The organism is Rhizobium sp. 768_B6_N1_8 (genome assembly GCF_051811225.1).
Classification (GTDB): domain Bacteria; phylum Pseudomonadota; class Alphaproteobacteria; order Rhizobiales; family Rhizobiaceae; genus Rhizobium.
The window spans coordinates 1,037,001-1,061,565 of sequence record NZ_JBPWPV010000002.1 but is presented as its reverse complement, the minus strand read 5'-3'; the positions used below and the strand labels follow the sequence as shown (position 1 = coordinate 1,061,565).

General features: G+C 59.0%; 18 protein-coding genes and 1 pseudogene. 7 read left to right on the top strand and 12 right to left on the bottom strand.

Features of this window, described 5'->3' with window-relative positions; translation table 11 throughout:
* Window positions 1-55: 55 nt before the first annotated feature.
* The 5 genes and pseudogenes from fcl to AB8B33_RS29210 form a co-directional block, all read right to left on the bottom strand.
* Complete coding sequence (fcl, locus tag AB8B33_RS29230; RefSeq protein WP_439018039.1) at window positions 56-1,027, bottom strand: GDP-L-fucose synthase; 972 nt, start codon at window positions 1,025-1,027, stop codon at window positions 56-58.
* Window positions 1,020-2,123 carry a GDP-mannose 4,6-dehydratase gene (gene gmd / locus AB8B33_RS29225; RefSeq protein ID WP_439018038.1) on the bottom strand — a complete coding sequence of 368 codons (1,104 nt, stop codon included), beginning with the start codon at window positions 2,121-2,123 and terminating at the stop codon, window positions 1,020-1,022. The genes fcl and gmd overlap by 8 nt, the downstream gene beginning before the upstream one ends.
* Before the next feature lie 180 nt (window positions 2,124-2,303).
* Window positions 2,304-4,511: a GumC family protein gene (locus AB8B33_RS29220; protein WP_439018883.1), complete on the bottom strand. Its 2,208-nt coding sequence runs from the start codon at window positions 4,509-4,511 to the stop codon at window positions 2,304-2,306.
* Window positions 4,512-4,703: 192 nt separating this feature from the next.
* A pseudogene (locus AB8B33_RS29215) lies at window positions 4,704-5,168 on the bottom strand (O-antigen ligase family protein); the annotation flags it as partial.
* Between the two features lie 574 nt (window positions 5,169-5,742).
* Complete coding sequence (locus AB8B33_RS29210) at window positions 5,743-6,930, bottom strand: glycosyltransferase family 2 protein (RefSeq protein WP_113325257.1); 1,188 nt, start codon at window positions 6,928-6,930, stop codon at window positions 5,743-5,745.
* Between the two features lie 482 nt (window positions 6,931-7,412).
* Between AB8B33_RS29210 and AB8B33_RS29205 the strand changes: the two genes are divergently transcribed.
* Window positions 7,413-8,996, top strand: coding sequence for a hypothetical protein (locus AB8B33_RS29205; protein WP_113325256.1), 1,584 nt, complete (start codon window positions 7,413-7,415; stop codon window positions 8,994-8,996).
* 94 nt (window positions 8,997-9,090) lie between these two features.
* Here AB8B33_RS29205 and AB8B33_RS29200 read toward each other — a convergent pair whose 3' ends face one another.
* From AB8B33_RS29200 to AB8B33_RS29180, 5 genes are all read right to left on the bottom strand, one after another.
* Window positions 9,091-10,320: a right-handed parallel beta-helix repeat-containing protein gene (locus AB8B33_RS29200; RefSeq protein ID WP_439018037.1), complete on the bottom strand. Its 1,230-nt coding sequence runs from the start codon at window positions 10,318-10,320 to the stop codon at window positions 9,091-9,093.
* Window positions 10,321-10,449: 129 nt separating this feature from the next.
* A complete protein-coding gene (locus AB8B33_RS29195; RefSeq protein ID WP_439018036.1) occupies window positions 10,450-12,660 on the bottom strand; it encodes a GumC family protein in 2,211 nt (736 codons plus the stop codon).
* Window positions 12,657-13,793, bottom strand: a complete 1,137-nt coding sequence (locus AB8B33_RS29190) for a glycosyltransferase family 4 protein (RefSeq protein WP_439018882.1) — start codon at window positions 13,791-13,793, stop codon at window positions 12,657-12,659. The genes AB8B33_RS29195 and AB8B33_RS29190 overlap by 4 nt, the downstream gene beginning before the upstream one ends.
* Window positions 13,793-14,893: a glycosyltransferase family 4 protein gene (locus AB8B33_RS29185; RefSeq protein WP_439018035.1), complete on the bottom strand. Its 1,101-nt coding sequence runs from the start codon at window positions 14,891-14,893 to the stop codon at window positions 13,793-13,795. The genes AB8B33_RS29190 and AB8B33_RS29185 overlap by 1 nt, the downstream gene beginning before the upstream one ends.
* Window positions 14,890-15,840 (bottom strand): glycosyltransferase family 2 protein, encoded by a 951-nt coding sequence (locus tag AB8B33_RS29180; RefSeq protein ID WP_113321740.1) that lies wholly within the window; start codon window positions 15,838-15,840, stop codon window positions 14,890-14,892. The genes AB8B33_RS29185 and AB8B33_RS29180 overlap by 4 nt, the downstream gene beginning before the upstream one ends.
* A 531-nt stretch (window positions 15,841-16,371) precedes the next feature.
* Here AB8B33_RS29180 and AB8B33_RS29175 point away from each other — a divergent pair.
* Window positions 16,372-16,551, top strand: coding sequence for a hypothetical protein (locus AB8B33_RS29175; protein WP_439018034.1), 180 nt, complete (start codon window positions 16,372-16,374; stop codon window positions 16,549-16,551).
* A 13-nt stretch (window positions 16,552-16,564) separates the two neighbouring features.
* Here AB8B33_RS29175 and AB8B33_RS29170 read toward each other — a convergent pair whose 3' ends face one another.
* Window positions 16,565-17,395 carry a phytanoyl-CoA dioxygenase family protein gene (locus AB8B33_RS29170; RefSeq protein ID WP_439018033.1) on the bottom strand — a complete coding sequence of 277 codons (831 nt, stop codon included), beginning with the start codon at window positions 17,393-17,395 and terminating at the stop codon, window positions 16,565-16,567.
* A gap of 369 nt (window positions 17,396-17,764) precedes the next feature.
* Here AB8B33_RS29170 and AB8B33_RS29165 point away from each other — a divergent pair, with 369 nt between their 5' ends.
* The 5 genes from AB8B33_RS29165 to AB8B33_RS29145 all read left to right on the top strand — a co-directional run bounded on the left by AB8B33_RS29165 (window position 17,765) and on the right by AB8B33_RS29145 (window position 23,358).
* The gene (locus AB8B33_RS29165; RefSeq protein WP_439018032.1) at window positions 17,765-18,622 is read left to right on the top strand and encodes a WecB/TagA/CpsF family glycosyltransferase; all 858 of its coding nucleotides are present in this window, start codon (window positions 17,765-17,767) and stop codon (window positions 18,620-18,622) included.
* Window positions 18,623-18,637: 15 nt separating this feature from the next.
* Window positions 18,638-20,131: a sugar transferase gene (locus tag AB8B33_RS29160; protein ID WP_439018031.1), complete on the top strand. Its 1,494-nt coding sequence runs from the start codon at window positions 18,638-18,640 to the stop codon at window positions 20,129-20,131.
* 45 nt (window positions 20,132-20,176) lie between these two features.
* On the top strand, window positions 20,177-21,229 hold the full coding sequence (locus tag AB8B33_RS29155) for a UDP-glucuronic acid decarboxylase family protein (protein ID WP_439018030.1): 1,053 nt from the start codon (window positions 20,177-20,179) through the stop codon (window positions 21,227-21,229).
* Between the two features lie 59 nt (window positions 21,230-21,288).
* The gene (locus tag AB8B33_RS29150; protein ID WP_439018881.1) at window positions 21,289-22,293 is read left to right on the top strand and encodes a glycosyltransferase family 8 protein; all 1,005 of its coding nucleotides are present in this window, start codon (window positions 21,289-21,291) and stop codon (window positions 22,291-22,293) included.
* 72 nt (window positions 22,294-22,365) lie between these two features.
* Window positions 22,366-23,358 carry a glycosyltransferase gene (locus tag AB8B33_RS29145; RefSeq protein ID WP_439018029.1) on the top strand — a complete coding sequence of 331 codons (993 nt, stop codon included), beginning with the start codon at window positions 22,366-22,368 and terminating at the stop codon, window positions 23,356-23,358.
* A 277-nt stretch (window positions 23,359-23,635) separates the two neighbouring features.
* Here AB8B33_RS29145 and AB8B33_RS29140 read toward each other — a convergent pair whose 3' ends face one another.
* Complete coding sequence (locus AB8B33_RS29140) at window positions 23,636-24,424, bottom strand: response regulator transcription factor (RefSeq protein WP_113321733.1); 789 nt, start codon at window positions 24,422-24,424, stop codon at window positions 23,636-23,638.
* Window positions 24,425-24,565: the final 141 nt, after the last annotated feature.

Here is a 24,565-nt window from a genome sequence, read left to right as displayed (position 1 = left end):
CTGACGATCAGGCGCGTCAGATAACGCGACTATTGTGACCACAACTGAGCTGCGCTCACTCTGCAGCCTCGTTGTGGCGCTCGAGATAATTCCCCTTCAGGAAGGACTGGTAGGCGTCTGCAATGCCCTCCTTCAGGCCTATCTTCGGTGACCAGCCGAGCGCGCGGAGCTTGTCGGCGCTCATGAGCTTGCGTGGCGTGCCGTCCGGTTTGCTGAGGTCCCGCGTGATCTCGCCTTCGAATCCGATGACCTCTGCGACAAGTCCTGCCAATTCCAGGATGCTGATGTCTTCGCCTGAGCCCACATTCACGTGACTTTCGGCGGAATAGGTCTTCATGAGATGGACGCAGGCGTCGGCGCAATCATCGACATGCAGGAACTCACGCAGCGGCGTTCCTGTGCCCCAGATGCGTATTTCCTGCTCGCCATTGAGCTTGGCCTCATGCGCCTTGCGTATCAGCGCCGGCATGACATGGCTTGAATCGAGGTCAAAATTGTCGCCTGGCCCATAGAGATTGGTGGGCATGGCCGAGATGAAATCCTTGCCATGCTGCTTTCGGTAGGCAGCGCAAAGCTTCAGTCCGGCAATTTTGGCGATCGCATACCATTCATTCGTGGGTTCGAGCGATCCGGTGAGAAGCGCCTCTTCGACGATCGGCTGATCGGCGAACTTCGGGTAGATGCAGGATGAACCCAGGAACATCAGCTTTTCGACGCGAACTTTACAAGCGGCGTGGATGACGTTCGCCTCGAGGATCAGGTTGTCGTAGAGGAAATCGGCCGGATAGGTATCATTGGCGAGAATACCGCCGACCTTCGCAGCCGCCAGGAAGACGGCATCGGGCCGGTTTTTTGCCATCCATGCCTCCACCTGATCCTGCCGCCTCAGGTCGACCTCGGCGTGCAGGGCCGTCAAGATCTCGCAACCCTCGGACGCGAGACGCCGCACGATCGCAGAACCCACCATGCCGCGGTGCCCCGCGACATAGACTTTTTTTCCGGCAAGGCTGTAGATGACCTCAGGCATGGACCAAGCCCTTGTTCGCACTGAGCAAGGGAACATTGCGGGCCATGACTTTCAAGTCCTCGCGAACCATCTCCGCAACCAGCTGGTCAAGACTGACCTCGTTTTTCCAGCCGAGCTTTGTATGCGCCTTTGTCGGATCACCGAGCAGAAGGTCGACTTCAGTGGGCCGAAAATAGGCCGGATCGACCTCCACCACGCAGCGGTCGGATATCTTGTCGTATCCCTTTTCCTCGGCACCCTCCCCACGCCAATCAATCGGCATGCCTACCCTGGCAAAGGCCTTCTCGACAAAAGAGCGAACCGAATGCGTTTCGCCGGTCGCAAGAACATAATCCTCCGGTTCGTCCTGCTGCAGCATCAGCCACATTCCGCGGACATATTCTCGTGCATGTCCCCAATCGCGCTTGGCATCCAGATTGCCGAGATAGAGCCGGTCCTGCAGGCCGAGATGGATGGCAGCCGCCGCCCGGGTGATCTTGCGGGTCACGAAGGTTTCGCCACGGATCGGGCTTTCATGGTTGAACAGGATGCCGTTCGAGGCATGCATGCCATAAGCCTCGCGATAATTCACGACGATCCAATAGGCATAGAGCTTGGCAGCCGCGTAGGGGGATCGAGGGTAGAAAGGCGTCGTTTCGTTCTGCGGGACCGCCTGAACTTTGCCGTAGAGTTCGGAGGTGGATGCCTGATAGAAACGGGTCTTCTTGGTCAGGCCCAGTAGGCGAATAGCTTCAAGCAGCCGCAGAGTGCCCGTCCCATCCGCGTTGGCGGTGTATTCCGGCGTCTCGAAAGACACCTGGACGTGGCTTTGTGCGGCAAGATTGTAGATCTCGTCGGGCTGCGTTTCCTGGACGATCCGGATGAGGTTTGTCGCGTCGGTCATATCTCCGTAGTGCAGGATGAAGCGCGGATTCTCGACATGAGGATCCTCGTAGAGATGCTCGATGCGATTGGTGTTGAAGGACGACGAACGCCGCTTGATGCCGTGAACAATATAGCCCTTGTCCAGGAGCAACTCGGCCAGATACGCACCGTCCTGACCTGTTACGCCGGTAATCAGTGCAACTTTCCTGTCATGTCTCATTCCGGTATCCATGATCGCTCTCCAACTCGAATACTAACGCTGTTTCTGGGAAGTCGATGCTGCAAGAGACGGGCGTTATGCCGCCCCATGCAGGTGCAATGCCTCGCCGAATGCCATCGACAGGCGGTATTTCGGTGTTTGAACGGCGGTTCCCGCCTTGCCTGTGATGCGGGTGATCGAAACATCTGGCTCTCATTTTTGCATCCCCAGATACGGGTGCAGCCAACGCAGGGTGAACCATGCCGCGATCGGCGATGTCTCGAAATTCTGATAGGTCATCAACGACCTTGCGTACAATTCGGAGTCACGGAAGTTATATTTGGCGTGCTGTTTGGGTTTGACATTGTTGATGGCGACGACGATGTCGGCATTGCGGGCGCTTCTGAGCTGCTGCAGGCAGAATTCGGTGGCCCGCCGGCTGGTCTTTGCCCATTGCACGACCATCAGCGTTCGCTCAGTGAGCGCCGTCAGATGCATCGTATCGGCCGAGGCGAGCACGGGCGCGCTGTCGAAGATGACGATCTGGCCCCTGGCGCGGGCCATCTCGATGATCTCGGCCACGTCGGTCAAACGCACGCGCCGCTGCAGACGGGGGTTGCCGGTCGGGATGAAGTCGATGCCGCTCGGATGGTGATAGACGACATCCTCAAGACTTGCCTGCCCGCTCAGGAACTCATTCAGCCCCTGTTTCAGGCCGGACCTGAACAGCGTGTCGAGATGTCCGCGCCGGATGTCGCTGTCGACAAGCAGCACCGGCGTTCCGTTGGCCGCCAGTTCGATTGCCAGCGATCCGGCCACCAGCGATTTGCCTTCGCCGCTATGGGCCGAGGTCACGGCAATGCTGTTCGGCAGCTTTCCGCCATTGGCCTGCTTGAGCGAGATCATCACGGTGCGGATCGCTTCGTCGAACATGCCGATCTGCGTTTGCCCGAACAGCCGCGACGGATCTCTCCGGTCTTTGCGTCTTAAATGCGGGACGAAGCCGGCCGGCACGATGCGCGCCATTGTGGTGATCTGGTCGAAGCTGCGCACCGTCCGGTCCATCATCTCGACCACGAAGGCGGCCGTCACCGCAATCGAAATCGAAGCGAAGAAGGCGCCGATCAGATAGAACAGCCGGCTGCGCCCCTGCGGCACGAGCGGGACTGCAGCCGGTGAGAGAACCTCCAGTTCGGCGCCCGGCAGCATGGCCTGTCCGACCAGGCTGCGGCGCTGCTCCTCGAGCTTGTCCAGGGCTGTCTGTTCCTTGTCGGCAACGCGCTGCAGCCGCACCAGCTCGGTCTGCGCCAGCGAAGAGCGGGACCGTTGCTCATAGGCAGCCGTCAGTGCCGATCGGACGGTGCGATCCTCGTCATCAAGGGCGGTCAGCTTGGCGCGCATGGACTGCAGGTACCGGTCGACCGCAGTGCTGAGATCGGCGCGGGACGTGTCGATCTTTGCCCGCAGGTCGACCACGGCGGGAGCATCGTTGCCATAGATGTCGAGAAGGCGCGCAAGATCCTGTTGCTGGGTCCGCAGGTCGCCTTGCATCACGCCGATGCTGTCGGGAATGGCTTTGTTCTGAGCGGCAAGCGAAGGGTCGTGGGCTGCTTCCAGCGCGGCAATCGTATCCTTGATATCGGCGCGGCTTTGTCCGATCTTCGTCTGCCGGTCGCTGAGCTCGACGATCGCCTTGATCTGTTCGCTCTGATCATCGTCATTTTGAACGACGCCCATCGTTTGCTGATAGGTGTCGGCGGCATCACGGGCTGCCTTGGCGCGATCCTGCTGTTCGCCGATGCGCTGGCCGATCCATGCTTCCGCCGTATCGAGGCTGCTGCGGATACTGTCCTTGCGCTCTTCGAGATAGATGCTGATGAGCCGGTTCGGGACGGCGGCGGCCAGTTCGGCATCGCCGGCCGTAAAGCCGATCTGGACGACGTCGCTCTGGCCGTCGCGCCATACGCTGAGCGCCTTGTAATAGGCCTGGATGATCGGCTCGAGATTGCCTCCCGCCGGTTGCGACGGCTTATCGTTGCTCACCAGGCCGCGCAACGTTGCCCTGATCTCATCGACGATAGAGGCCTGGCGCAGGGCCGGGTTGAACTCCGGCCGCTCATCGAGCCGCAAGTCGCGAATGACCCGCTCCGCCACGCTTCTGGACAGAAGCCGCTCGGTCTCGGACGTGACGTTCAGCGGCGCATTGTTGCCGGCATCGCCGGTGCTCAGCGCGGTTGCCAGGGGCTTGTGGATCATCAGCCGTGACCCGGCGTGATAGCTCGGCTTCAACCCCGATATCAGCACGATGGAAGCCGCCATCAGCACCACCATCAGCGCCACAATCATCACCATCCGGCGACGGAGCAAACGTAATCCCGATGTCAGCTCTCTCGCTTCGGTCGGAAACCGGATCGCGAACATAATTACGGCAGTGGCAAACAGGACGAAGAGAAGACTATTCTGAGTGAGGAGGATCGTTTCCGTGAGGTTCATCACCAGGAACATGATGACCAGCACGTTCAGCCACAGCCAACCTTCCTCGGGAGCATCACACAGCAGCGTCGCACCCTGCCGCACCGCGCGGGCAATGGTCCAGACCAGGGGGATGAAGCCCAGGAGCCCGAGGCTTAGCAATGTGTCACGAAATCCATTATGGGCGTGCGGCGCCGGCCATCCCGCCGCAGCTCGGACGCGCCAGCCGTCGAGGTTGGAGTCGGCCCAGAAGGCCTGATAGCCGTAACCGAACAATAACCGCCTTCCGATTGCGTGATCCACTTCCCGCCAGAGCGGAACACGACCGGTCAGTGTCGCATCCTTGCCCAGTGCTTCGAGCAGGGGAACGAGTAGTTCGCTGAGGCCTACAAGGACCAGTGCGACCAATTGCAGACAGACCAGCACGAGGGTCACCCGTCCAAGGTCGCGGGTCTTTGATAGAGCAAGGAAGAAAAACGTCGCCACCACCGCGCTGGCGAGTGAGGTCATAGCCGTCATCGACTGGGACGCGACGAGGCAAACGAGACTGGCGCACAGCAGCGGTATGCTGACTATTCTCAGCCCCGCCCGGCGATCCGCCACCATCACGCTACATGCGAAAGTCGCGATTGCGGCGTTCCATCCGAGCGCGTTCTTGTTGTCAAAGACGCCTCTCAGGGAGCTCTCGCCCACGGTGAATGCGCGACTGGGCCACGCCGCGGCCATCAAAAGACTGAACGCCATGCCGGAGCCAAGCACTACAACCGTCAGCAACAGCAATTGCCGCGGTGTGAACAGGATGGCGAGGAGATATGCAAGCGATACCGAGAGAACGAGCGCAATGCCCCGCTGCAGGGTGAGAGCGGGGCTGGGCGACCACAGCACGGAGACAAGTGGCAAAAGGAGGAGCACAACGAACGGCAGGCTGCGGCGAATGGCGATCAGCAGCTCGGCCTGATTTCGAGCCAAGAGCCCGAGAGAAATCAGATAGATAGGCATGCCAAGCAGGCGAAGAGTCGCCATCTCGCTGGCATCCAGGTAGCCATCGCGATCGACCAGCGGAAAAACGCAACCGCTCAGAAGGAGCAGCGCGATGATGACGCCGACGCACTCCATCGAACGCCAAGGCATGATGACACCGGGGCTGTAGACTACCGGGTAGCAAGCCTTATCCGCCATGTCATTCTGCCGGATACTGGCTGCCCAACTGGCCTTCCGGCGCTCTCGCGCTCGTCACCGCTGAACTTGCGGCGATGCCGACCCGCCGCAGAGAACTGGCGCCGGCGGGTCCGTCACGCCCCGCCTGATCGGCAACGGTGCCGGTAGCCGGTCCCGCAGCGGCTCGGCCCGTCAGATGCTCCACCAGGTACAGCGGCCGTTGCCGGACCTCGACTGCGATGCGGCCGACATATTCGCCAAGAAGCCCGACGGAGATCATGTTGAACGCGCCGAACACCAGAATGACCACCATTATGGATGCATAACCGGGCGCATCGACGCCAAATATAAGCGTTCGCCCAATGATGATAGCCGCGTAGAGTTGCGCCAGAAAGACGACAACGAGACCGACATAGGTCCAGATCCGCAGCGGCATCGTCGTCGATCCGGTGATCCCGTCCAAAGCGAAGTTCCACAGGCGCCAATATACCCACTTGGAGGTGCCTGCCGTGCGTTTCGGCCGGTCGTATTCGACCGTCGCCTGAGTGAAGCCAACCCAGGAAAACAGACCTTTCATAAAGCGGATGCGCTCAGGCATGCCGTTCAGAACATCGACGACGCTGCGATCCAGCAGCCGAAAATCGCCGACATTGTCCTGGATAGGATAATCGGCCATCCGATTATAGAGGCCGTAGAAAGCCGTGGCGCTCCAGCGTTTGAGCCAGGTGTCGCTGCCACGCCGCTTGCGGCGTGCGTTGACCACCTTTGCGCCGCGCATCCAGGCGCTCACCATATCCGGAACGATGTCCGGCGGGTCCTGCAGATCGACGTCCATCGGGATGATTGCGTCGCCGCGGGCATGGGCGAGGCCGGCTGCCAGCGCTGCGTCCTTGCCGAAATTTCGCGACAGGCAGATCAGGCCGATATCCGGTCGCTGTGCCACGAGACTTTCGATGATCTCCACAGTGCGATCTCGGCTGCCGTCGTCGACGAACAGAATCTCCACCTGTCCGCCTGGTCCGAGAGCGTTGCGGATCGCGTTGGTTTGTGCATCCAGAGCCTGGAGAAAGAGCACGATCGTCTCCTCCTCATTGAACACCGGCACCACAATGCTCAGCACAAGGCCGTCCACATCGGACATGCCGCGGGGCGAAAGATCAGTTGTGGCAATTGGCCATGTGCGGGGGAACTCCGTGCTGTGCGGCAACATGTTAAGCCCCCGATGTGATGAAATGGGTTGGACCATGAATGCCAGCTACCGCATGACGATCGGCGCTCGGCCGATTGAGCAACTGCCGGCACATGCCGAATAGGGATCGGGCCTGATATAAGTCTCTGCCAAGGCAGCGACTCCGCCGCCCATAGGTCTTTTGAGGAAACCGTTCGATCCGATTACTCTTTACACTAGTCTTACTCTTGACCATTCTCGGCTCCATCCAGCTTGCCGAACTGGCAAGCTCCGAGGCTCATCGAACTTCTCTCGGAATCTCCGTCTGTGATGACACGCAAGCCTCTGTAGAAATGAACTTTATTCTTTATGTCGGCTGGTCGAAAGCGAGCCATAAGGCGTACGCGTACCACTTTGTGCTGATTGTTGCTTGAACGAAGAACGCGTTAGTCTTAGCGATGATCTAAGCCGGATAGATGTATTACCGGTGGCGCGCTGGACACGGTTTTGGGAATTGTACGTGGATGGGCATATCTGACCTCAATCTGACGCTGGGCGCGGAGATCGCGGGGCCATCGAACCCGGTCAACAAATCAGGATCGTTTTCGCAGAAGTCGCGGCCATTGTCGCGGCACGTCACTCTATGGTTCGCGATGGTCGCCACTTTGGTGGCGCTCTGCACGGCGATCAGCGGACAGAGTTACTGGATAGACGAGGCCAATACGGCGTGGCGTGCAGCGGAGCCGCACTTCGGGGCGCTTCTGGCTCGCATGGTCGCGGAGACTGGCTCCGATGCGCAGATGCCGTTTTTCCTAGTGGCGATCTGGGCCTGGGAGAAGGTTGCAGGCGACGGCGAGGTCGCGCTGAGGGTGATGAACCTGCTTTGGCTCGTTCCGGGCCTCTACATTTTCGCCAACGGCCGGATTGATCGGCTTCTGGTGGCCGGGACCAGTGCCTTCCTGTGGTACTATATCGATGAGGCGCGGCCCTATGGCATGCAGATCGGAGCTAGCCTGATCGTCTTCGGCCTGCTCGAACGCGCGGTCGTTGCAGCTGGTGATCGCGGCGCGGAAGGTCCGCTCCTTCGTCCCTACCAAGTTTGGCTGCTTGCGCTCGGGCTTATTGCTCTTGCCGGAAGCAGCCTGCTCGGCGCGATATGGGCTGCAGCGGCCGTTGCTGCCGCGGCTTGTGCCGTACCCTGGCGCGTTCGCCGGCTTGCCGCCAGCCGCATCATTGGGCCGTCGGTTCTGCTCGTGGTCGTGCTGGCGCCGCTCGGGCTCTACTATCTCTGGACGGTGCTTGGAGGGGCAGGCGGCACCAAAGTAGCGACAACTGACGTTCGGACTCTGGTTTTCTCAGCTTACGAGTTGCTGGGCTTTGCGGGCCTCGGGCCGGGCCGCACGGATCTGCGCGCCGGGGAGGGGGCGATCGTCTCCTCTTACTTGGTTGCGTTGGCGAGCTACGCCATCCTGGTCGCGGCTGTAACGCTGGCCGGCGTGATCCAGGCAATTCGCGATGTTCCGCTTCGCGCACTGGCGGCCTGTGCCATCGCGTTCACGGCCGCCGCTGCACTGATCCTGATTGCCGGATATATTCTGCACTGGCGAGTCGTAGGTCGCCATCTCGCGCCCGCAATCGCGGTCGTCTTGGCGCTGCAGGCGGCGGGTGTGGTGTTACTTTGGCGTCGGCCTGTCGGTAAGCTCGTCGTGCTTGGCTTCCTGACGATGGCATTGGCCTCCGGCGCAAGCATCAGATTCGCGCCCCGTCACGCGAAGGACGACTATCGCTCTGCGGCCGCCGTCGTACGCTCAGCCCTCACCGAGGGTGATCGGGTCTGGTGGAGCGCCGACGCGCTTGGCGCGCTCGTTTACCATGTGCCGCTGGGTCAGGAGTGTGGCAGTGCACTCTATGTTTCTGAACCGCGGCCAGGTTTTGCTTCCGCACTGCAGGTTCCAACCCTGATCGTCGCCAGCAAGCCCGATATCTACGATCCGGAAGGGGTACTAGCCGCGTTCCTATCCGACCAGCATTTTCAGATCACCGAAACCTTTCAGGCTTTCCAGATCTGGCGACGCGCGCCATCGACGGGTTCATTGCCTTGCGGCTAAGCGCCGATATTGCGCTTCGAGCTGCCGCGATCATCGCCACTGAGCTCGGTGTGATCTAGCCGCCGTTGGCGAAAAATAATCTCGGAGACTGTATTCAGCGCGGCGCCGAACCAGAAACGTCCTTAGCATTCGGCGGCGTGTCCGCAGTGGAGGTGGCCTCATCTGCTCCGATGTCGACCTTGCCGTTCACGCGGGCCTGCCCGTCAATGTCGACAGATCCGAGCCCGAAAGCGGACGTTCCTGCATTGGTGGCCGGCGAACCCGGCTTCAAGTGGAAATCTCCCGTAGCCGGATTCGAAAGCAGCGGATCAAGCCCAAGCAGGTTTCCGTTGGCGGCGTCCGGCATTTGGCCGTCCGAAAGCACCGATGCCTCGCGCGGAGTGCCGTTGAAGGTGATATTGTTGTACCACTTCACATCCTTGTTCACGTAGCCGTTGGTGCTGACATCGTTGATGGCTCGGTTTCTGGAGTCCGTTCGCGGATCCGCCACCGCGACGTTGTTCACCCAGGTATTGTAGCTACCCATGGCGTTGCTCAGCTCGCCCCGCCAGCTTCCCTTGTTGGCGTTGTCATGGTTGTTGTGCCAGACGGTATTGTTGCGCACCGTGACGAAGTCGCTCAGGAAGACGTGGATGCCCTTGCCACCATTGCCGTAGGAGACATTGCCCTCGATCAGAGTGCCGTAGCGGTATTTGGTGTCCTGAAAGCCGTCGATGATGATACCGTTTCCATCCGTATGTTCCCAGTTGATAGCGGGTCCTTGCACGTTATCGTAACTTATGTTGTTCCTGATGATGTTGCGGAATTCGGCATTGCCTGCGGCGAGATCCATGTTCTGCCAGAGCGAGATGCCGCTGCACTGATAGCCGTTCGTCGCGGCGTTGCCGTAGACCCGGTTGTCTTCGATTGTCAGCCAATCCGATTTGGCGCTGGAAATACCCGAACCGCCGCTGTCATGGGCGATGTTGTCCTTGATCGTGACATGGTGCGACCCTTCAATATCGATCGCATGTCCCCCGCGGCCAACGACGTCGAAGCCCTCGATCTTGACGTAGTTTGCTCGCACATTCAGCGTGCTGTAGCTGTCCGAAGAAGGCGGTCTGAGTAAAGCGTCACCCGGCAATTCGGAGCGGATGGTGACGTAATTATCCGCCGCACCATCCTTCGTCACCACGATCTGCTCATGGTACGTTCCAGACCTTACCACCACCTGATCGCCGGGCTTGAGCTGCGCCTGCATGGCGCGACTAATCGTCTTCCATGGTGCAGACAAGCTGCCTTTGGCGATGTCGCTTCCGTCAGTGGCAACATAATAGTCCGTCATCACTATTCTCCTGTCCCAGTAGTCTGCTGATCCCTAGGGTGCTGGCTGTGATGATTGATGGCGTTCACCCGCTGCCCAAGGCGGCAGCGGGTCGCTCAAGCCCTATTAAATCCTTGGTAATACTCAGATTTACGATTTGAAATCGTGGTATTTCATCAACGACCTTGCGTACAATTCGGAGTCACGGAAGTTATATTTGGCGTGCTGTTTGGGTTTGACATTGTTGATGGCGACGACGATGTCGGCATTGCGGGCGCTTCTGAGCTGCTGCAGGCAGAATTCGGTGGCCCGCCGGCTGGTCTTTGCCCATTGCACGACCATCAGCGTTCGCTCAGTGAGCGCCGTCAGATGCATCGTATCGGCCGAGGCGAGCACGGGCGCGCTGTCGAAGATGACGATCTGGCCCCTGGCGCGGGCCATCTCGATGATCTCGGCCACGTCGGTCAAACGCACGCGCCGCTGCAGACGGGGGTTGCCGGTCGGGATGAAGTCGATGCCGCTCGGATGGTGATAGACGACATCCTCAAGACTTGCCTGCCCGCTCAGGAACTCATTCAGCCCCTGTTTCAGGCCGGACCTGAACAGCGTGTCGAGATGTCCGCGCCGGATGTCGCTGTCGACAAGCAGCACCGGCGTTCCGTTGGCCGCCAGTTCGATTGCCAGCGATCCGGCCACCAGCGATTTGCCTTCGCCGCTATGGGCCGAGGTCACGGCAATGCTGTTCGGCAGCTTTCCGCCATTGGCCTGCTTGAGCGAGATCATCACGGTGCGGATCGCTTCGTCGAACATGCCGATCTGCGTTTGCCCGAACAGCCGCGACGGATCTCTCCGGTCTTTGCGTCTTAAATGCGGGACGAAGCCGGCCGGCACGATGCGCGCCATTGTGGTGATCTGGTCGAAGCTGCGCACCGTCCGGTCCATCATCTCGACCACGAAGGCGGCCGTCACCGCAATCGAAATCGAAGCGAAGAAGGCGCCGATCAGATAGAACAGCCGGCTGCGCCCCTGCGGCACGAGCGGGACTGCAGCCGGTGAGAGAACCTCCAGTTCGGCGCCCGGCAGCATGGCCTGTCCGACCAGGCTGCGGCGCTGCTCCTCGAGCTTGTCCAGGGCTGTCTGTTCCTTGTCGGCAACGCGCTGCAGCCGCACCAGCTCGGTCTGCGCCAGCGAAGAGCGGGACCGTTGCTCATAGGCAGCCGTCAGTGCCGATCGGACGGTGCGATCCTCGTCATCAAGGGCGGTCAGCTTGGCGCGCATGGACTGCAGGTACCGGTCGACCGCAGTGCTGAGATCGGCGCGGGACGTGTCGATCTTTGCCCGCAGGTCGACCACGGCGGGAGCATCGTTGCCATAGATGTCGAGAAGGCGCGCAAGATCCTGTTGCTGGGTCCGCAGGTCGCCTTGCATCACGCCGATGCTGTCGGGAATGGCTTTGTTCTGAGCGGCAAGCGAAGGGTCGTGGGCTGCTTCCAGCGCGGCAATCGTATCCTTGATATCGGCGCGGCTTTGTCCGATCTTCGTCTGCCGGTCGCTGAGCTCGACGATCGCCTTGATCTGTTCGCTCTGATCATCGTCATTTTGAACGACGCCCATCGTTTGCTGATAGGTGTCGGCGGCATCACGGGCTGCCTTGGCGCGATCCTGCTGTTCGCCGATGCGCTGGCCGATCCATGCTTCCGCCGTATCGAGGCTGCTGCGGATACTGTCCTTGCGCTCTTCGAGATAGATGCTGATGAGCCGGTTCGGGACGGCGGCGGCCAGTTCGGCATCGCCGGCCGTAAAGCCGATCTGGACGACGTCGCTCTGGCCGTCGCGCCATACGCTGAGCGCCTTGTAATAGGCCTGGATGATCGGCTCGAGATTGCCTCCCGCCGGTTGCGACGGCTTATCGTTGCTCACCAGGCCGCGCAACGTTGCCCTGATCTCATCGACGATAGAGGCCTGGCGCAGGGCCGGGTTGAACTCCGGCCGCTCATCGAGCCGCAAGTCGCGAATGACCCGCTCCGCCACGCTTCTGGACAGAAGCCGCTCGGTCTCGGACGTGACGTTCAGCGGCGCATTGTTGCCGGCATCGCCGGTGCTCAGCGCGGTTGCCAGGGGCTTGTGGATCATCAGCCGTGACCCGGCGTGATAGCTCGGCTTCAACCCCGATATCAGCACGATGGAAGCCGCCATCAGCACCACCATCAGCGCCACAATCATCACCATCCGGCGACGGAGCAAACGTAATCCCGATGTCAGATCGAACTCCTCCGATTTCATCTCCGTCTGAAACCGGGGTTCATAATGCACCGCCGGGAGCGGGACGTTGCGATCTGGCGGAAAAGTTGAAATTGTCATTGTGCGCTAACCCTTGCTTGAGGTTGCGCGGAGATGGTTTCGTAGAGTTTTTCCATCGACCGCATATATGCCTTCATGCTGAAATGGTTGAGATAATGGGCACGCGCCCTGGCCGACAGGTGGCTGCGGACATCTGGATCAGTAACCAGTCTCGCAAGGGCCGCGGCCAGAGCGTCCTTGTCTCCGACAGGGACGAAGACACCGTTTTCGCCGTCGGAGATGACCTCGTCGTGCGCTCCAACGCGGGTGGTGACAACAGCAAGCCCGTGGGAAAGTCCTTCGAGCACCGCCATTGCCAGGCCTTCAGCATGCGAGGGCAAGACCAGGATATCGGCGCGGGCGCACAGCGCGCGGGCCTCGTCGGCGCCAAGCCATCCTGGCATCTCCACCAGACCTGAAAGGCCCATGTCCGCAGCCTGGCGGCGATAATCCTCTACAGGCCCATCGCCGGCCAGCACGGCGCGCCACCGAAGCTCTTTCATGACCGGATGGCTGAGGGCGAGCAGAAGTTCCGGAACGCCTTTGCGTTCGCTCAGGCGACCAAGGAAAACGATCAACGGCGGTTCGCCGGCACGAATATTGTGCACGCCGGGATCGGGGACGCAATTGTGAGCGATTACGAGGCGGTGCTCATCTACGCCCAGAAGTGTTGCGAGTACCGTGCGATCCCGCTGGCCCAGCGCCACGACGCAATCGGCACGCTGAAACATCCGGCGTATGAGCGATTGCTGACGCGGCGAGCGTGCGGCAAAGTCGCTGGCATAGTCGTAGTCGTGCAGGTGCAATATGTGAAAGCACCCGAGCAAATGGGCAACCTCGGTCAGGATCAGTTTTCGGGAGGTGCTGCCGCGGCCCGCAATATGGATATGGTGAATGCGTGTTGGATCGACGATTCGATCCTTTGCCATTGTCAGGATGGCGCCGAGCAGGCGCAGCGACGACGTCGCCGCCGACCATCGAGGCCCTCTTGTGTCGGTGACAGCATGTTCTGCCCCGCCTTCTTTCGCCGTGCTGGTTATATAACCGACCAGCCTGCCAATGCCGCCGCCGTTCTCGCAGCCACCCGGAACATAGTGGCGGACGCTTGCCGTGTTTCGCATCGACAGCTGATGACCATCCGTGCGCACCTTCATCAGCATGATCCGACCACCTCGCGATAAACGGCTGCGGCCCGGGCGCCGACTTGTTCGGGCGAATTCGGTCCTGTGGCCCATTCGAGTGCGCTGGCGCCGAGATTGTTTCTAAGCTCGCTATTGTCAGCCAATATCCGGATGGCTTTTGCGAGCTCTTCCGCATTGCCCGGCGGGACCACCATTCCCAATCCGTTGGGCTGAACGGTCGCTCGCAATTCGCCCACGTCAGTCACGATAACGGGTTTGCCGAACGCCGCAGCAAGGTTGAGCACGCCGCTTTGGGATGCTTCGGTGTAGGGAAGGACGACAATATCAGCGTCCAGGAAAAGCTGGGCGACCTCCTCGTCTTCGATAAAGCGGTTGCGAATGTCGTAGCGGCCGGCTTCGCCCATCAGTGGCTTGAAGACCCAGGGGTCGTCGCCGCGACCTGCGACCGTAATGTGCAGATTGGGGAGCGCATCCTTGAGCATCGCCTCGGCGCGGATCAGATATTCCAGGCCCTTGTAAGCGAAAATCCGTCCAAAGAGCAGGACGCGCAAAGTTCCGTCAGTGGTACGTCGCGCCATCTTCTGCCGCCGCGCGAGTTCCGCATAGCGATGGATAGCGGGATGCGACAGGACATGGACGCAGTCCGGGGATTTTGAATATCGATCGAGGACCATCCGCTTCAGCCCCTCGCCATGCACGACGACATGCCCCGACTGCCTCACCATCAATTCCGGAGCCCAGCCGGGCAGCGTGCGCGTATCGGAATCGCCGGGATGCACCTCCACATCATGGACGGTGGTCACGAGCGGAATCGGGCGCCAGAACGGTGCGGCAAAGTTCAGCCACAGCGTGGAGTTGCTCAAGAGATGAATGAGGTTCGGCTGCTCGTGCCGGATGAGACGCGTGAGCTGATGCAGGAACCAGGGATTGGCAAGCGAGCGGTGCCGTGGCCAGTCCAGAAGGTGAAGATCGACGGCCGGATCGAACCAGGAAGCGAGATGCGCGTAGCGCCGGCGCGGGACGCCAAGGACGACCGGCATGTGTTGGGCAACGCCGCTCGCGAAGGCAATGGTGTAGTCTTCCAGTTCAGAAACCAGCAGCAGTGCCTTCATTTGGCTGCCTCCGACAAGCCCACGTCCCGACTGGGGCGAGGAAGGTGGTAGGCGCTACGCAACGCGTCGCGCGTCCGCCGCAGCAGGTTTGGTTCTCCAGCGAAAAGCAGCCCTTCGACAGCAAGCCTGAGCCGGGTGCGCGCATTGACGCCATCCAGCTCTGCTGCCGCCATCTGATAGGGATAGTGATCCGAGAGACGGAGCCTTGCCGGCAAGTCGTGGAATGAGAGAAACCGGTTCGTCGCTTCGACACTACGCTGCCAATGCGCCATTCGCCTTTTCAGCATGGAGACATCATCAACTGGCCGGTACCAGTTGTTGCTATGAATTCGGTAGAATCCAAGTGAGTCCGGCAAGGCGGCAACGTCGCCCAGAAATGGATAGATCCCCGTGAGCCATGCATCGGCGGATATGCGGAACTGTTCGGGAATAGGCCCTGCAGCATCCCACGCGCTGCGCCGTACGGAGATGGCCGATGTCATCGGGAAGGGCCACCAGCCGGCCGATTTGGTCAACTGCGGCGACAGGTCTCCCGAACACAGGGTTCGGGGGATCGGCTTGAGGGTCGGGGAGCCATCGATCGAAGTTGGCTGAAGTCGGTGGTAGACAAGCGATACTTCGGGATGCGAGCGAAAAGCCGCTTCCGTCGCCGACAGCTTGCCCGGTGCCCACCAGTCATCGGCATCCAGAAAACAGAGGATGCCGCCGCTGCTGAACTTTACGGCCGCGTTGATCGCGGCCGCCTGTCCCGAGTTCTCCTGAAAGATCACTTTCACCCGGCTGTCATAGGCTTCCAGAACGGAACGTGACTCGTCGCTGGACCCATCATCGACGACGATTATCTCGACGTCGGCAATCTCCTGGCTCAAGACGCTGTCGATCGCATGCCCGACAAAGCGACCGTAATTGTAATTGTTGATGAGAACGCTGATGCCCTGCCGCTCCATGACACCCTCTCAAGCGGCTTGCTGCGCTGCACCGCGGTGCAGCAACATGATCATGATCGTGTCCATTGGGAGCTCCATGATGGCGACATCCAGGGCATCCCTCTGCTTGGCCGGGATATCGCATGGAACTGGAAAGGTCGCCGCCAAAAATGCCGGGACGGGTGACGCTTCCATCATGTAATGTGCAGAACTAGGACCAGAACGCGAAACCATAGGAATCCCAACCTCTAAGCGTCAACTACGAACAATCAGCCTGCGCCGGAACTATTGCCTTACGTCATCAGAAACTACTGCCCAGCCATGTCCTTTGCGCTATGCATTCCTTCCAAGCTACCGGTGAATGGACACCCGCAACATCTGCTCTTATTGGCAATCCCCTAGACCCTGGCCGCCACCCTTTGGGGGAGGCAACCGCTGAGGGCGTAAGTGCAACCCGCTCCCTGGATAGTGGGTGTATGCTTTAGACGTAGATACCGCCGCTACCGGGTTAGTTCCTTGCGGATGCGGTCGGATTGTTGTGAGGCGGTTTTGATGTCGCCGACCTATGTTGCCGGCGGCGATGGTATCAGGATCGCAGTCAAGCTGATCGAGAGTGCCGGACTGTTCGGCACCGCCAGCGGCTCACCGCCCGACCGGAGTAGCCCTGCGCACCATTTTCGATGGTGCGCAGTCATGGCAGGCACGATTGTGTACATTGAGATCAGTGCCTGAAGGCCGGATGTGGTTAGGCAGGCGCCCCGATAATCGGTGGAACAACGTTGTTGACAGCGAGCTGTGACAGCACGTCCGCACTGAGCGTTCCCCGAACGCCGGGATGGCGATGGCGGCCTTCCTCGGCATAGGAGTAGGTCTCGGCATCTGATGGACCGAATGTCATGAAAACCGCGACGCGGTCAGGCGTTCTGCTGAGCCGTCGAATGATTGATCGCGTCACGGTGAATGCCTTCTGAACGTCCAGGCGAAGCAGTGGCCCGATCCGCTCGAAGAATTTGCGTAGGCTCCTGTCAACCAGTGTGGGCATCTGCCCGGCATGTTCGATACGGACGTCGAAGATAATCGCATCGCCCGCCCGTACCCCAAGGCCCTTCGCTGGCAGGCTCTGGACCAAACCCTTGAGATGGGATCTCGGTCGCACCTTCAATGTGGCGTTCGAGTTCTCGTTCTGGTCCTGCAGGTAGAATGCGATCTTGTAGACCCTGAAGCTCTCGTCCGAGAAAATACTTCCATCAACGCAGCGAGGATGGTGAGGGACGTCATTATGCCACGACGATGTCGTGTTGATCATGAGATCGCATTCGCCTGTAAGAACGACATCGAGCGGTTGCGTTATTTCCTTGAGGCGATTGAGGATCGTATCGGCGGTCATAAACCTGGCGACTTCGTCCACGGCATACATGGCGTGAAGCTGGAATTTGCCGCCGTACAGATACTTGCCGCCGGACCTCAGATATTGTTTGGCAACCCGCCGTAATCTTTCCACCTGCTCAGGCGCCAGGACATCCCTGATGACGATATAGCCATCAGAGGTCAAATCGTTCTGCAGCTGGTTGGTCATGCTGGGCGCCTTTGAAGGCTCTCTGGTCGGCACCCGGAATTCGTCTATTGAATTCACCCCTGTTGAATTCACCATTGTCTCTCTCCCCGGCTTTATCGCGCTCAAACCTCCCCAGCTTTGGCCGCGCTACAGCGACTGTCTTCTGCGGCAGCGCGAAGGTCAAACCGCTCTTTTGGGGTAACGCTTATCAAAAAGAGCAATCAGGCATACCCCGGGGACACTGCCTTACTTCGAATATTGTAATTCATTTCTATACAGAACGCAGAAATGGGAAGTCTTTCTACGTCCAATAGCTGCAGCTGCAAGTATGGAGGCAACAGGCTTGCCAGCATATTCTAGCTACAGTTTCAGTTGGCAAAAGCGTAGGTCATGAGAAATTCACCAGCAGACAGAAACCAAACTTCAGTCCTTGATGCAAAGGGTTCCCTGAAGTGGACGAATGTCCTTGGTGTTCGAGTTTCCGCAGTCAATCTCAAAAGCGCGACCGGGCTTATCGAAGAGGCGATTGAAGACGGCCGGAGAGAATATGTGTGCGTTCGTGACGCACACGGTGTCGTGCGGTGTCAAAAGGATCCCGAGCTTCGGTCCATCCATAATCGGGCGTTCCTCGTAACCCCCGACGGCATGCCGTTGGTATGGGCGCTGAAACACGCTGGTCACGTGGAAAGCGACAGGGTCTACGGACCCGATCTCATGCTCTCCGTTTTCAATGCCGGCAGCCCCAAAGGCTTGCGACACTTCCTTTATGGCGCGACAGCCGAAACGCTCGAGCAACTGCAGGCACGCCTTCTCGCAAAATTTCCGCAAGCACGGATCGTTGGCTCCTATGCGCCGCCCTTCCGCCAACTGTCGATGCAGGAGGAAGCGGATATTGCCGACCGGCTCAATCGGTCGGGCGCCGATATTATATGGGTCGGGTTGAGCACTCCCAAGCAGGAGCTCTGGATGGCGCGCATGCGCGACCGTCTGGAGGCACCGATGCTCATCGGTGTCGGCGCTGCCTTCGATTTCCACGCCGGCCTCAAGCGCCAAGCTCCAAGGATCATTCAAAGAAGCGGCTTCGAATGGGTGTTTCGTCTTCTATGCGAGCCGCGACGGCTGTGGCGGCGCTATGCGCTCGTCGTGCCGACCTTCATCTCACTGACTGCCTTCCAGAGACTGGGCCTTCGGAAGTTTCCGATCGAAGACGCCGTTTCTGGATTGGGTACGTCGGGACAAAGGCCGTAGAGGAGTAAAAGCATCATGTCCTCATTTGCGCCGTCAGCGATAACATCGGGTCCGTCGAAGACCTCCGCCACAAATGACATGGCGTCGCGGGCAATTCCGGCAGGTTCCGTGCCACCGATAGCAGCCAGGACCGCCGATCCCTTGGGGCAGTCAGGGCTGAATATGCCGATCGCACTGCGGCGCCGGCTTCCTCGGCTCGCAACGTCGTCATTCCTGGTTGCCGGCGACATTGCAAGCTATCTGGTTGCCTATTTTACTCTCCTGTCCTTTCTTCCCAGTGGTTCGGAGAGCACGGTTTTGGAGCGTGCTTTCACCCTGGCAGCACTGGCTGCGATCGTTCTTTATGCATCGGCCGGCCTCTATCCCGGATATCGGCTGCACGACCACGAACATCTGCGGCGGCGCACGATGGCTGCCGTCAAGGTGGCTGTCCTGGCGGCATTCGGAGCAATCATCCTACCGGAAGGGGAACGGCTGCTGCTTGCCATCATTGGCTTCCTTGGCCTCGGGCTGGTCGTTCAGCCATTCATGCATTGGTTCGCACGAGGTTTGTGCTGGAGACTTGGAATCTGGGGGGAGCGCGCGGTGATCATAGGGGGCCGCAATCTTCTCCCCACGCTCATGGCGCATTTCAAGGACCATTGGCAGTATGGCATCAGGCCGGAGCCCTTTTCCCCTGAGACGCCGGAAGCATCGCCCGATGGCGGGCCATCCATTGCCCTAATTGCGGGTGACGCGGGCTCGCTTGTACCCGATCTGGCGGCGATGCGCGGGAAGTTCGCCGAAGTCATTCTCCTGTCCGATACGCCGAGCCTCAAGATCAGCGGCTTGCGACCTGCGGATGTCGGCGGAGAGATCGGTATTCGCCTCACCACCGGTGGGAGTTCGGTCAACACGGACCTGGTTCGCCGGATCCTCGATCTCGCAATCGCCATCCCTGCCGCAATCGTGGTTGCGCCCTTCATCGCGGTTGCGGCCGCCGCAATCTACGCCATCGATCCCGGACCCGTCTTCTTCCGACATGCCAGGGAAGGTCTGTCCGGCAAGCCGGTGCACGTCCTGAAACTGAGGACGATGTACAGAGACGCGGAACAGCGCCTCGAGGCATTGTTCCGAGAGAACCCCGCCATGCGGGCCGAGTGGTTGGCCCACTTCAAGCTCAAGGACGATCCGCGCGTCCTGCCGGTTATCGGACATCTCCTGCGCACTTCAAGCTTCGACGAGCTCCCGCAATTGGCGAACATCATTGCAGGCGAGATGGCCATCGTCGGACCGCGTCCGTTTCCGGAATATCACCTCCTGGCCATGGACGGTGAATTTCGAAACAAACGCCGTTCAGTAACGCCGGGGCTCACGGGCCTTTGGCAGATATCCGAACGAAGCAATGCTGATATCGAGCTGCAGCAGCAACTCGACGAGTTCTACATCGACAACCGGTCCCTGTGGTTCGACTGCCAAATTCTTCTCAGCACAATCCCTGCGGTCTTCAAGCGCAGGGGAGCCTACTAACCATCCTCGTTTCTGCGGGGCAACCATCAACAACGGAGCACACCAATGCACGGACAAAAGCGAATTATGGTAACCGGCGGCACCGGCTTTCTGGGGTCATTCCTGTGCGAAAGGCTCTTGCGCGAAGGCAATGATGTCCTCGCCGTAGATAATTACTACACCGGCTCGCGCGACAACGTGCTGCATCTTCTCGACGACCCACGCTTCGAGATCCTTCGCCACGACATTACCTTCCCGCTTTATGTGGAGGTCGACGAGATCTATAACCTCGCCTGTCCGGCATCTCCGGTCCATTATCAGTTTGATCCCGTTCAGACGGTCAAAACCAATGTACACGGGGCCATCAATATGCTTGGCCTTGCCAAACGCACCAAGGCGAAGATCTTTCAGGCCTCGACGAGCGAAGTCTATGGTGATCCGGCAGTCCATCCTCAGCCCGAGGAATATCGAGGCAGCGTCAATCCCATAGGGCCGCGGGCATGTTATGACGAAGGCAAGCGGTGTGCCGAAACATTGTTCTTCGACTACCATCGTCAGTATGGCGTGGAAATCCGGGTGGCGCGGATCTTCAATACCTACGGGCCGCGCATGCAGACCAATGACGGCCGTGTTGTCTCCAATTTCATTGTTCAGGCGCTTCAAAACGAACCGATCACCATCTTCGGCAACGGCACGCAAACGCGTTCGTTCTGCTACGTGGACGATCTGATCGAGGGTTTCATCCGCCTGATGGGCGCGCCGGCCGGTGTCACAGGCCCGATCAACCTCGGCAATCCGGGAGAATTCCAGGTCCGGGAACTGGCCGAAATGGTCATCGAAATGACAGGATCGAAATCAAGCATCGTTTACAAGCCTCTGCCGGTCGACGATCCGACGCAGCGCAAGCCGGACATCAGCCGCGCAAAGCAGGACCTGGGCTGGCAGCCGACGGTGAATCTGCGTGAGGGGCTTGAGAAGACGATCGCCTATTTCGAGTGGAAGCTTTCTGGCGGAACCAGGAGCATGCCTGGCGTCCGGCCCCCGCAACCGGCTTACACCCATCTGCCCACCCCGGCCGTCGGCCTTCCTGTTCAGGAAGCCATGTCGATCGGGACGTGAACAGCAACGTCGATCATAAGGCGAAGCTCGTTTTCTTTCGATGGGATGGTGCCGGAAACATGAATGTGCATAGCATACCAACAGGAGCCGCCCCTGTGGGCGCAAAACAGCGGTTAGGGCCTATCGTCTTTGCAGTCGATGCGGCCTACGCCGTTCCCTTGGCGACCGCCCTTAGATCGGTCGCCGAGAACAACAGAAGCGCATGGCCCCTGGATATCCATGTCATTCATGAAGGAATAGGCGAAGAAACCAAGCGACGGATCTTTGATTCTCTGCCCGCAAACTCTGCCGTCATCCAGTGGCATCCCATCGGTACCTTGTCCTTCGCGAGCGGATTTTCCACTCGCCCCGGCGTCTCGAAGATGACCTTCGCAAGGATCCTTCTGCCGCAGTTCCTCCCGGAGACTTGCAACCGGGCTCTGTATCTGGATGGTGACATCCTCGTGCTGACGGCGCTCGAACAGTTGTGGAATATCGATCTGGGCGAGGCAGTGATCGGGGCCGTACCGGATTACTGGCTGGACAATGTGGTGAGCAGCGGCCGGGGTGCTACAGGCGGCGCTCGAGTCGAGCGCTACTTCAACGCCGGCATTCTTCTTATCGACCTTGCAAGATGGCGAACCGAGCGAATATCGGAACGGTCGTTGGACTATCTCGATCGCTTTCCGACCACTGAATATTCAGATCAGGACGCTCTTAACGTCGCCTGCGACGGAAAGTGGAAAGTCCTGGACCGCGCCTGGAATTTTCAGTTCGAGCCTACGCAGGCGCTTGCTCGTATCACTCTCGAGCATAGGCCCGCGATCGTTCATTTCGTGACCAATGTGAAGCCCTGGAAATCAGGAAGCTTGAGCCCGAATGTCGCATTTTACGATACGTTTCGATCCCGGACCCGTTTTGCGCTCACGCGTCGGGAGCGCGTTCTGAGCGGCTTGAAGCGTGCAGGCTCCCGCCTGCTTGCCCGATCCGCCTTCTTGAGAGCTGCATGGTCCTGCACGAAATCGGCGATACGGGCGCACGCTTCAACGTTGGCGCGAGTGAAACGGGGAGTGAAGAACACATAAGAGCGAAAGCAAGCCGAATTCAGGGGGTCATGAAATGGCCCGAACGAAACGATTGCCTGCGGAGGAATAAGTTTGCAACGTGTTGATGTCGTAATTCCCTGCTACAACTACGCTCATTTCCTGCAGGAATGTGTTGAAAGCGTTCTTTCGCAAGCCAATGTCGATGTGCGCGTCCTAATTCTGGATGACGCCTCGCCAGACAACACGCCGGAGGTCGGAATGGCCTTGGCATCCCGGGACAAACGGGTGGCCTATAGGCGGCACACGGTAAACAAGCGCCACATTGCCACCTATAATGAGGGGATCGAGTGGGCCAGCGGCGACTTATTCCTGCTTCTTTCCGCAGATGATTATCTTTTGCCGGGCGCGCTGGGCCGCGCCGCGGAGCTTATGCACAATCATCCGGATGTAGGTTTCACGTTCGGGAACGCGCTCATCGCTGAGTCAGACGGCATCATAACCAAGCGGGTCGATCCTCTCGGAGACAATAATGTGCCTGCCATGCAGGTCTTGTCCGGTCCGCAGTTCATGCGGTTGAGCGGAGCAAGCAACCTAGTTCCGACCCCGACGGCCGTCGTGAGAACGACACTGCAAAAACAGGTCGGCGGCTACCATAAGGAGCTGCCGCATGCCGGTGATATGGAGATGTGGCTGCGGCTCGCATCACATGCCGGAGTGGGTTACATCAACGAAGACCAAGCAGTATATCGCAGACATGCTTCGAATATGTCGCTGCAATACTATGGACAAAGTATTCTTCCCGATCTCCGGCAGAGAAAACAGGCTTTCGATATTCTGTTTCGTCAGGGCGCAGATAGCCTCAAGAAAGACGAGAAACTAAGACGCTTTCTTGCCAAAGATCTCGGGAAAGAGGCGCTTCGACTGGCCGGCATGGCGTTCAATAATTTCGATGTTGCTACAGCCGTGGCTATTCAGCGCTTCGCTCTGGAGGTTTCCCCCGAAGTGCGAAATTCTTTGCCCTGGATCAAGTTGGTCTGCAAGCAAACCATCGGGCCCAAATACTGGTGTGCCTTGAATTCTATTGGGCGACGGGTTGCAGGATGAGTGGTTCATCTGGTTCATCCGCAGGGCACGGAAACAATAGCCGATGGTTGAGCGCTTGATCGCTGCTCATGCCAAGACGGGGATGTACGGCAGAATCGGAGATCTTCGACAGTTTCGAACGCGCTATGGCGACGTCAGATATTCGGGTAAGCGACAACGGGGTCCGAGGTGCCGCGGCTTAAACAGAACCCCGGTGGCCTTTTGGTCTGCGCCACCGGGATAAGCTAGAGCAAGAACGTGCTTGCGGCATGTGAAAAGCTTTGATCGGAAGACGGCGTCAGCACAGCGTCTTATTTGCACTGAAGCCGGAAATACCACCCTGAAACAGATCATTTAGCTTGAACACAACTTCCGTTCTGTTCGTTGCTTTGACCTTTTTCATGATATTGCGAACATGTACCTTGACGGTGCTTTCTCGCAGATTGAGCTCATAGGCGATGATCTTGTTCGCCTTTCCGCGTCGAAGTGCCTCTACGACTTCGGCTTGACGATCCGTGAAGATCCCGGCCAGCGGACGAGCGGTGGTGTTGCTGGACTCCAGCAGGTGACGCATAGCGAATAGCGTGCTTGCAGGCACAAAAACGCCGCCCGCTACCGACAGCGCGATCAGCTCCATGCAGACGCTGATGCTGACTGAAGCGGGTATGTAGCCCTTGGCCCCGTATTCGATCGCCCTCACGATTTGGCCGAAATCGTCGCTGTCAGCCAATATGATGACTGGTATCGCCCCGAATTCCGCAGCAAGGCTCCTGATCTGCCCAGAAACAGAGGGCTCATCGATCTTCTTGCCGCCAATGTTCAGGAGGATTGCCGAAAGCGGCGGATATTCGTCGCATTTCTGCTTCCACTCCTCGACGCTTCCGAATGCCAGTATAAGTAAATCCGTCTTGTAGGCGGCCATGCACTGCGCGAGGCATTGCCGATCAAGTTCACGGTTGTCGAGGATAACCAAAGAGTGCTTTGGCCTCGACTGTAAGCTCAAACCAGTAGAACTATTCTCTACCTTAAGTGGAAGAGCTACATTTTCCTGCCTAAGGTCTAAATTTGGTACAAGCGCTGAATTCACTGCTTCATCCTCCCCAGCCGAGTTTCTCTACGCCTCAACAACAACCGAACACTCAAGCCCTTCAGATATGAGGGTTTGGCAGCACTAAAGTAGGAACTAAATACCACAGTTCCTTTTATCTTAAACTAGCTAATATAGGCT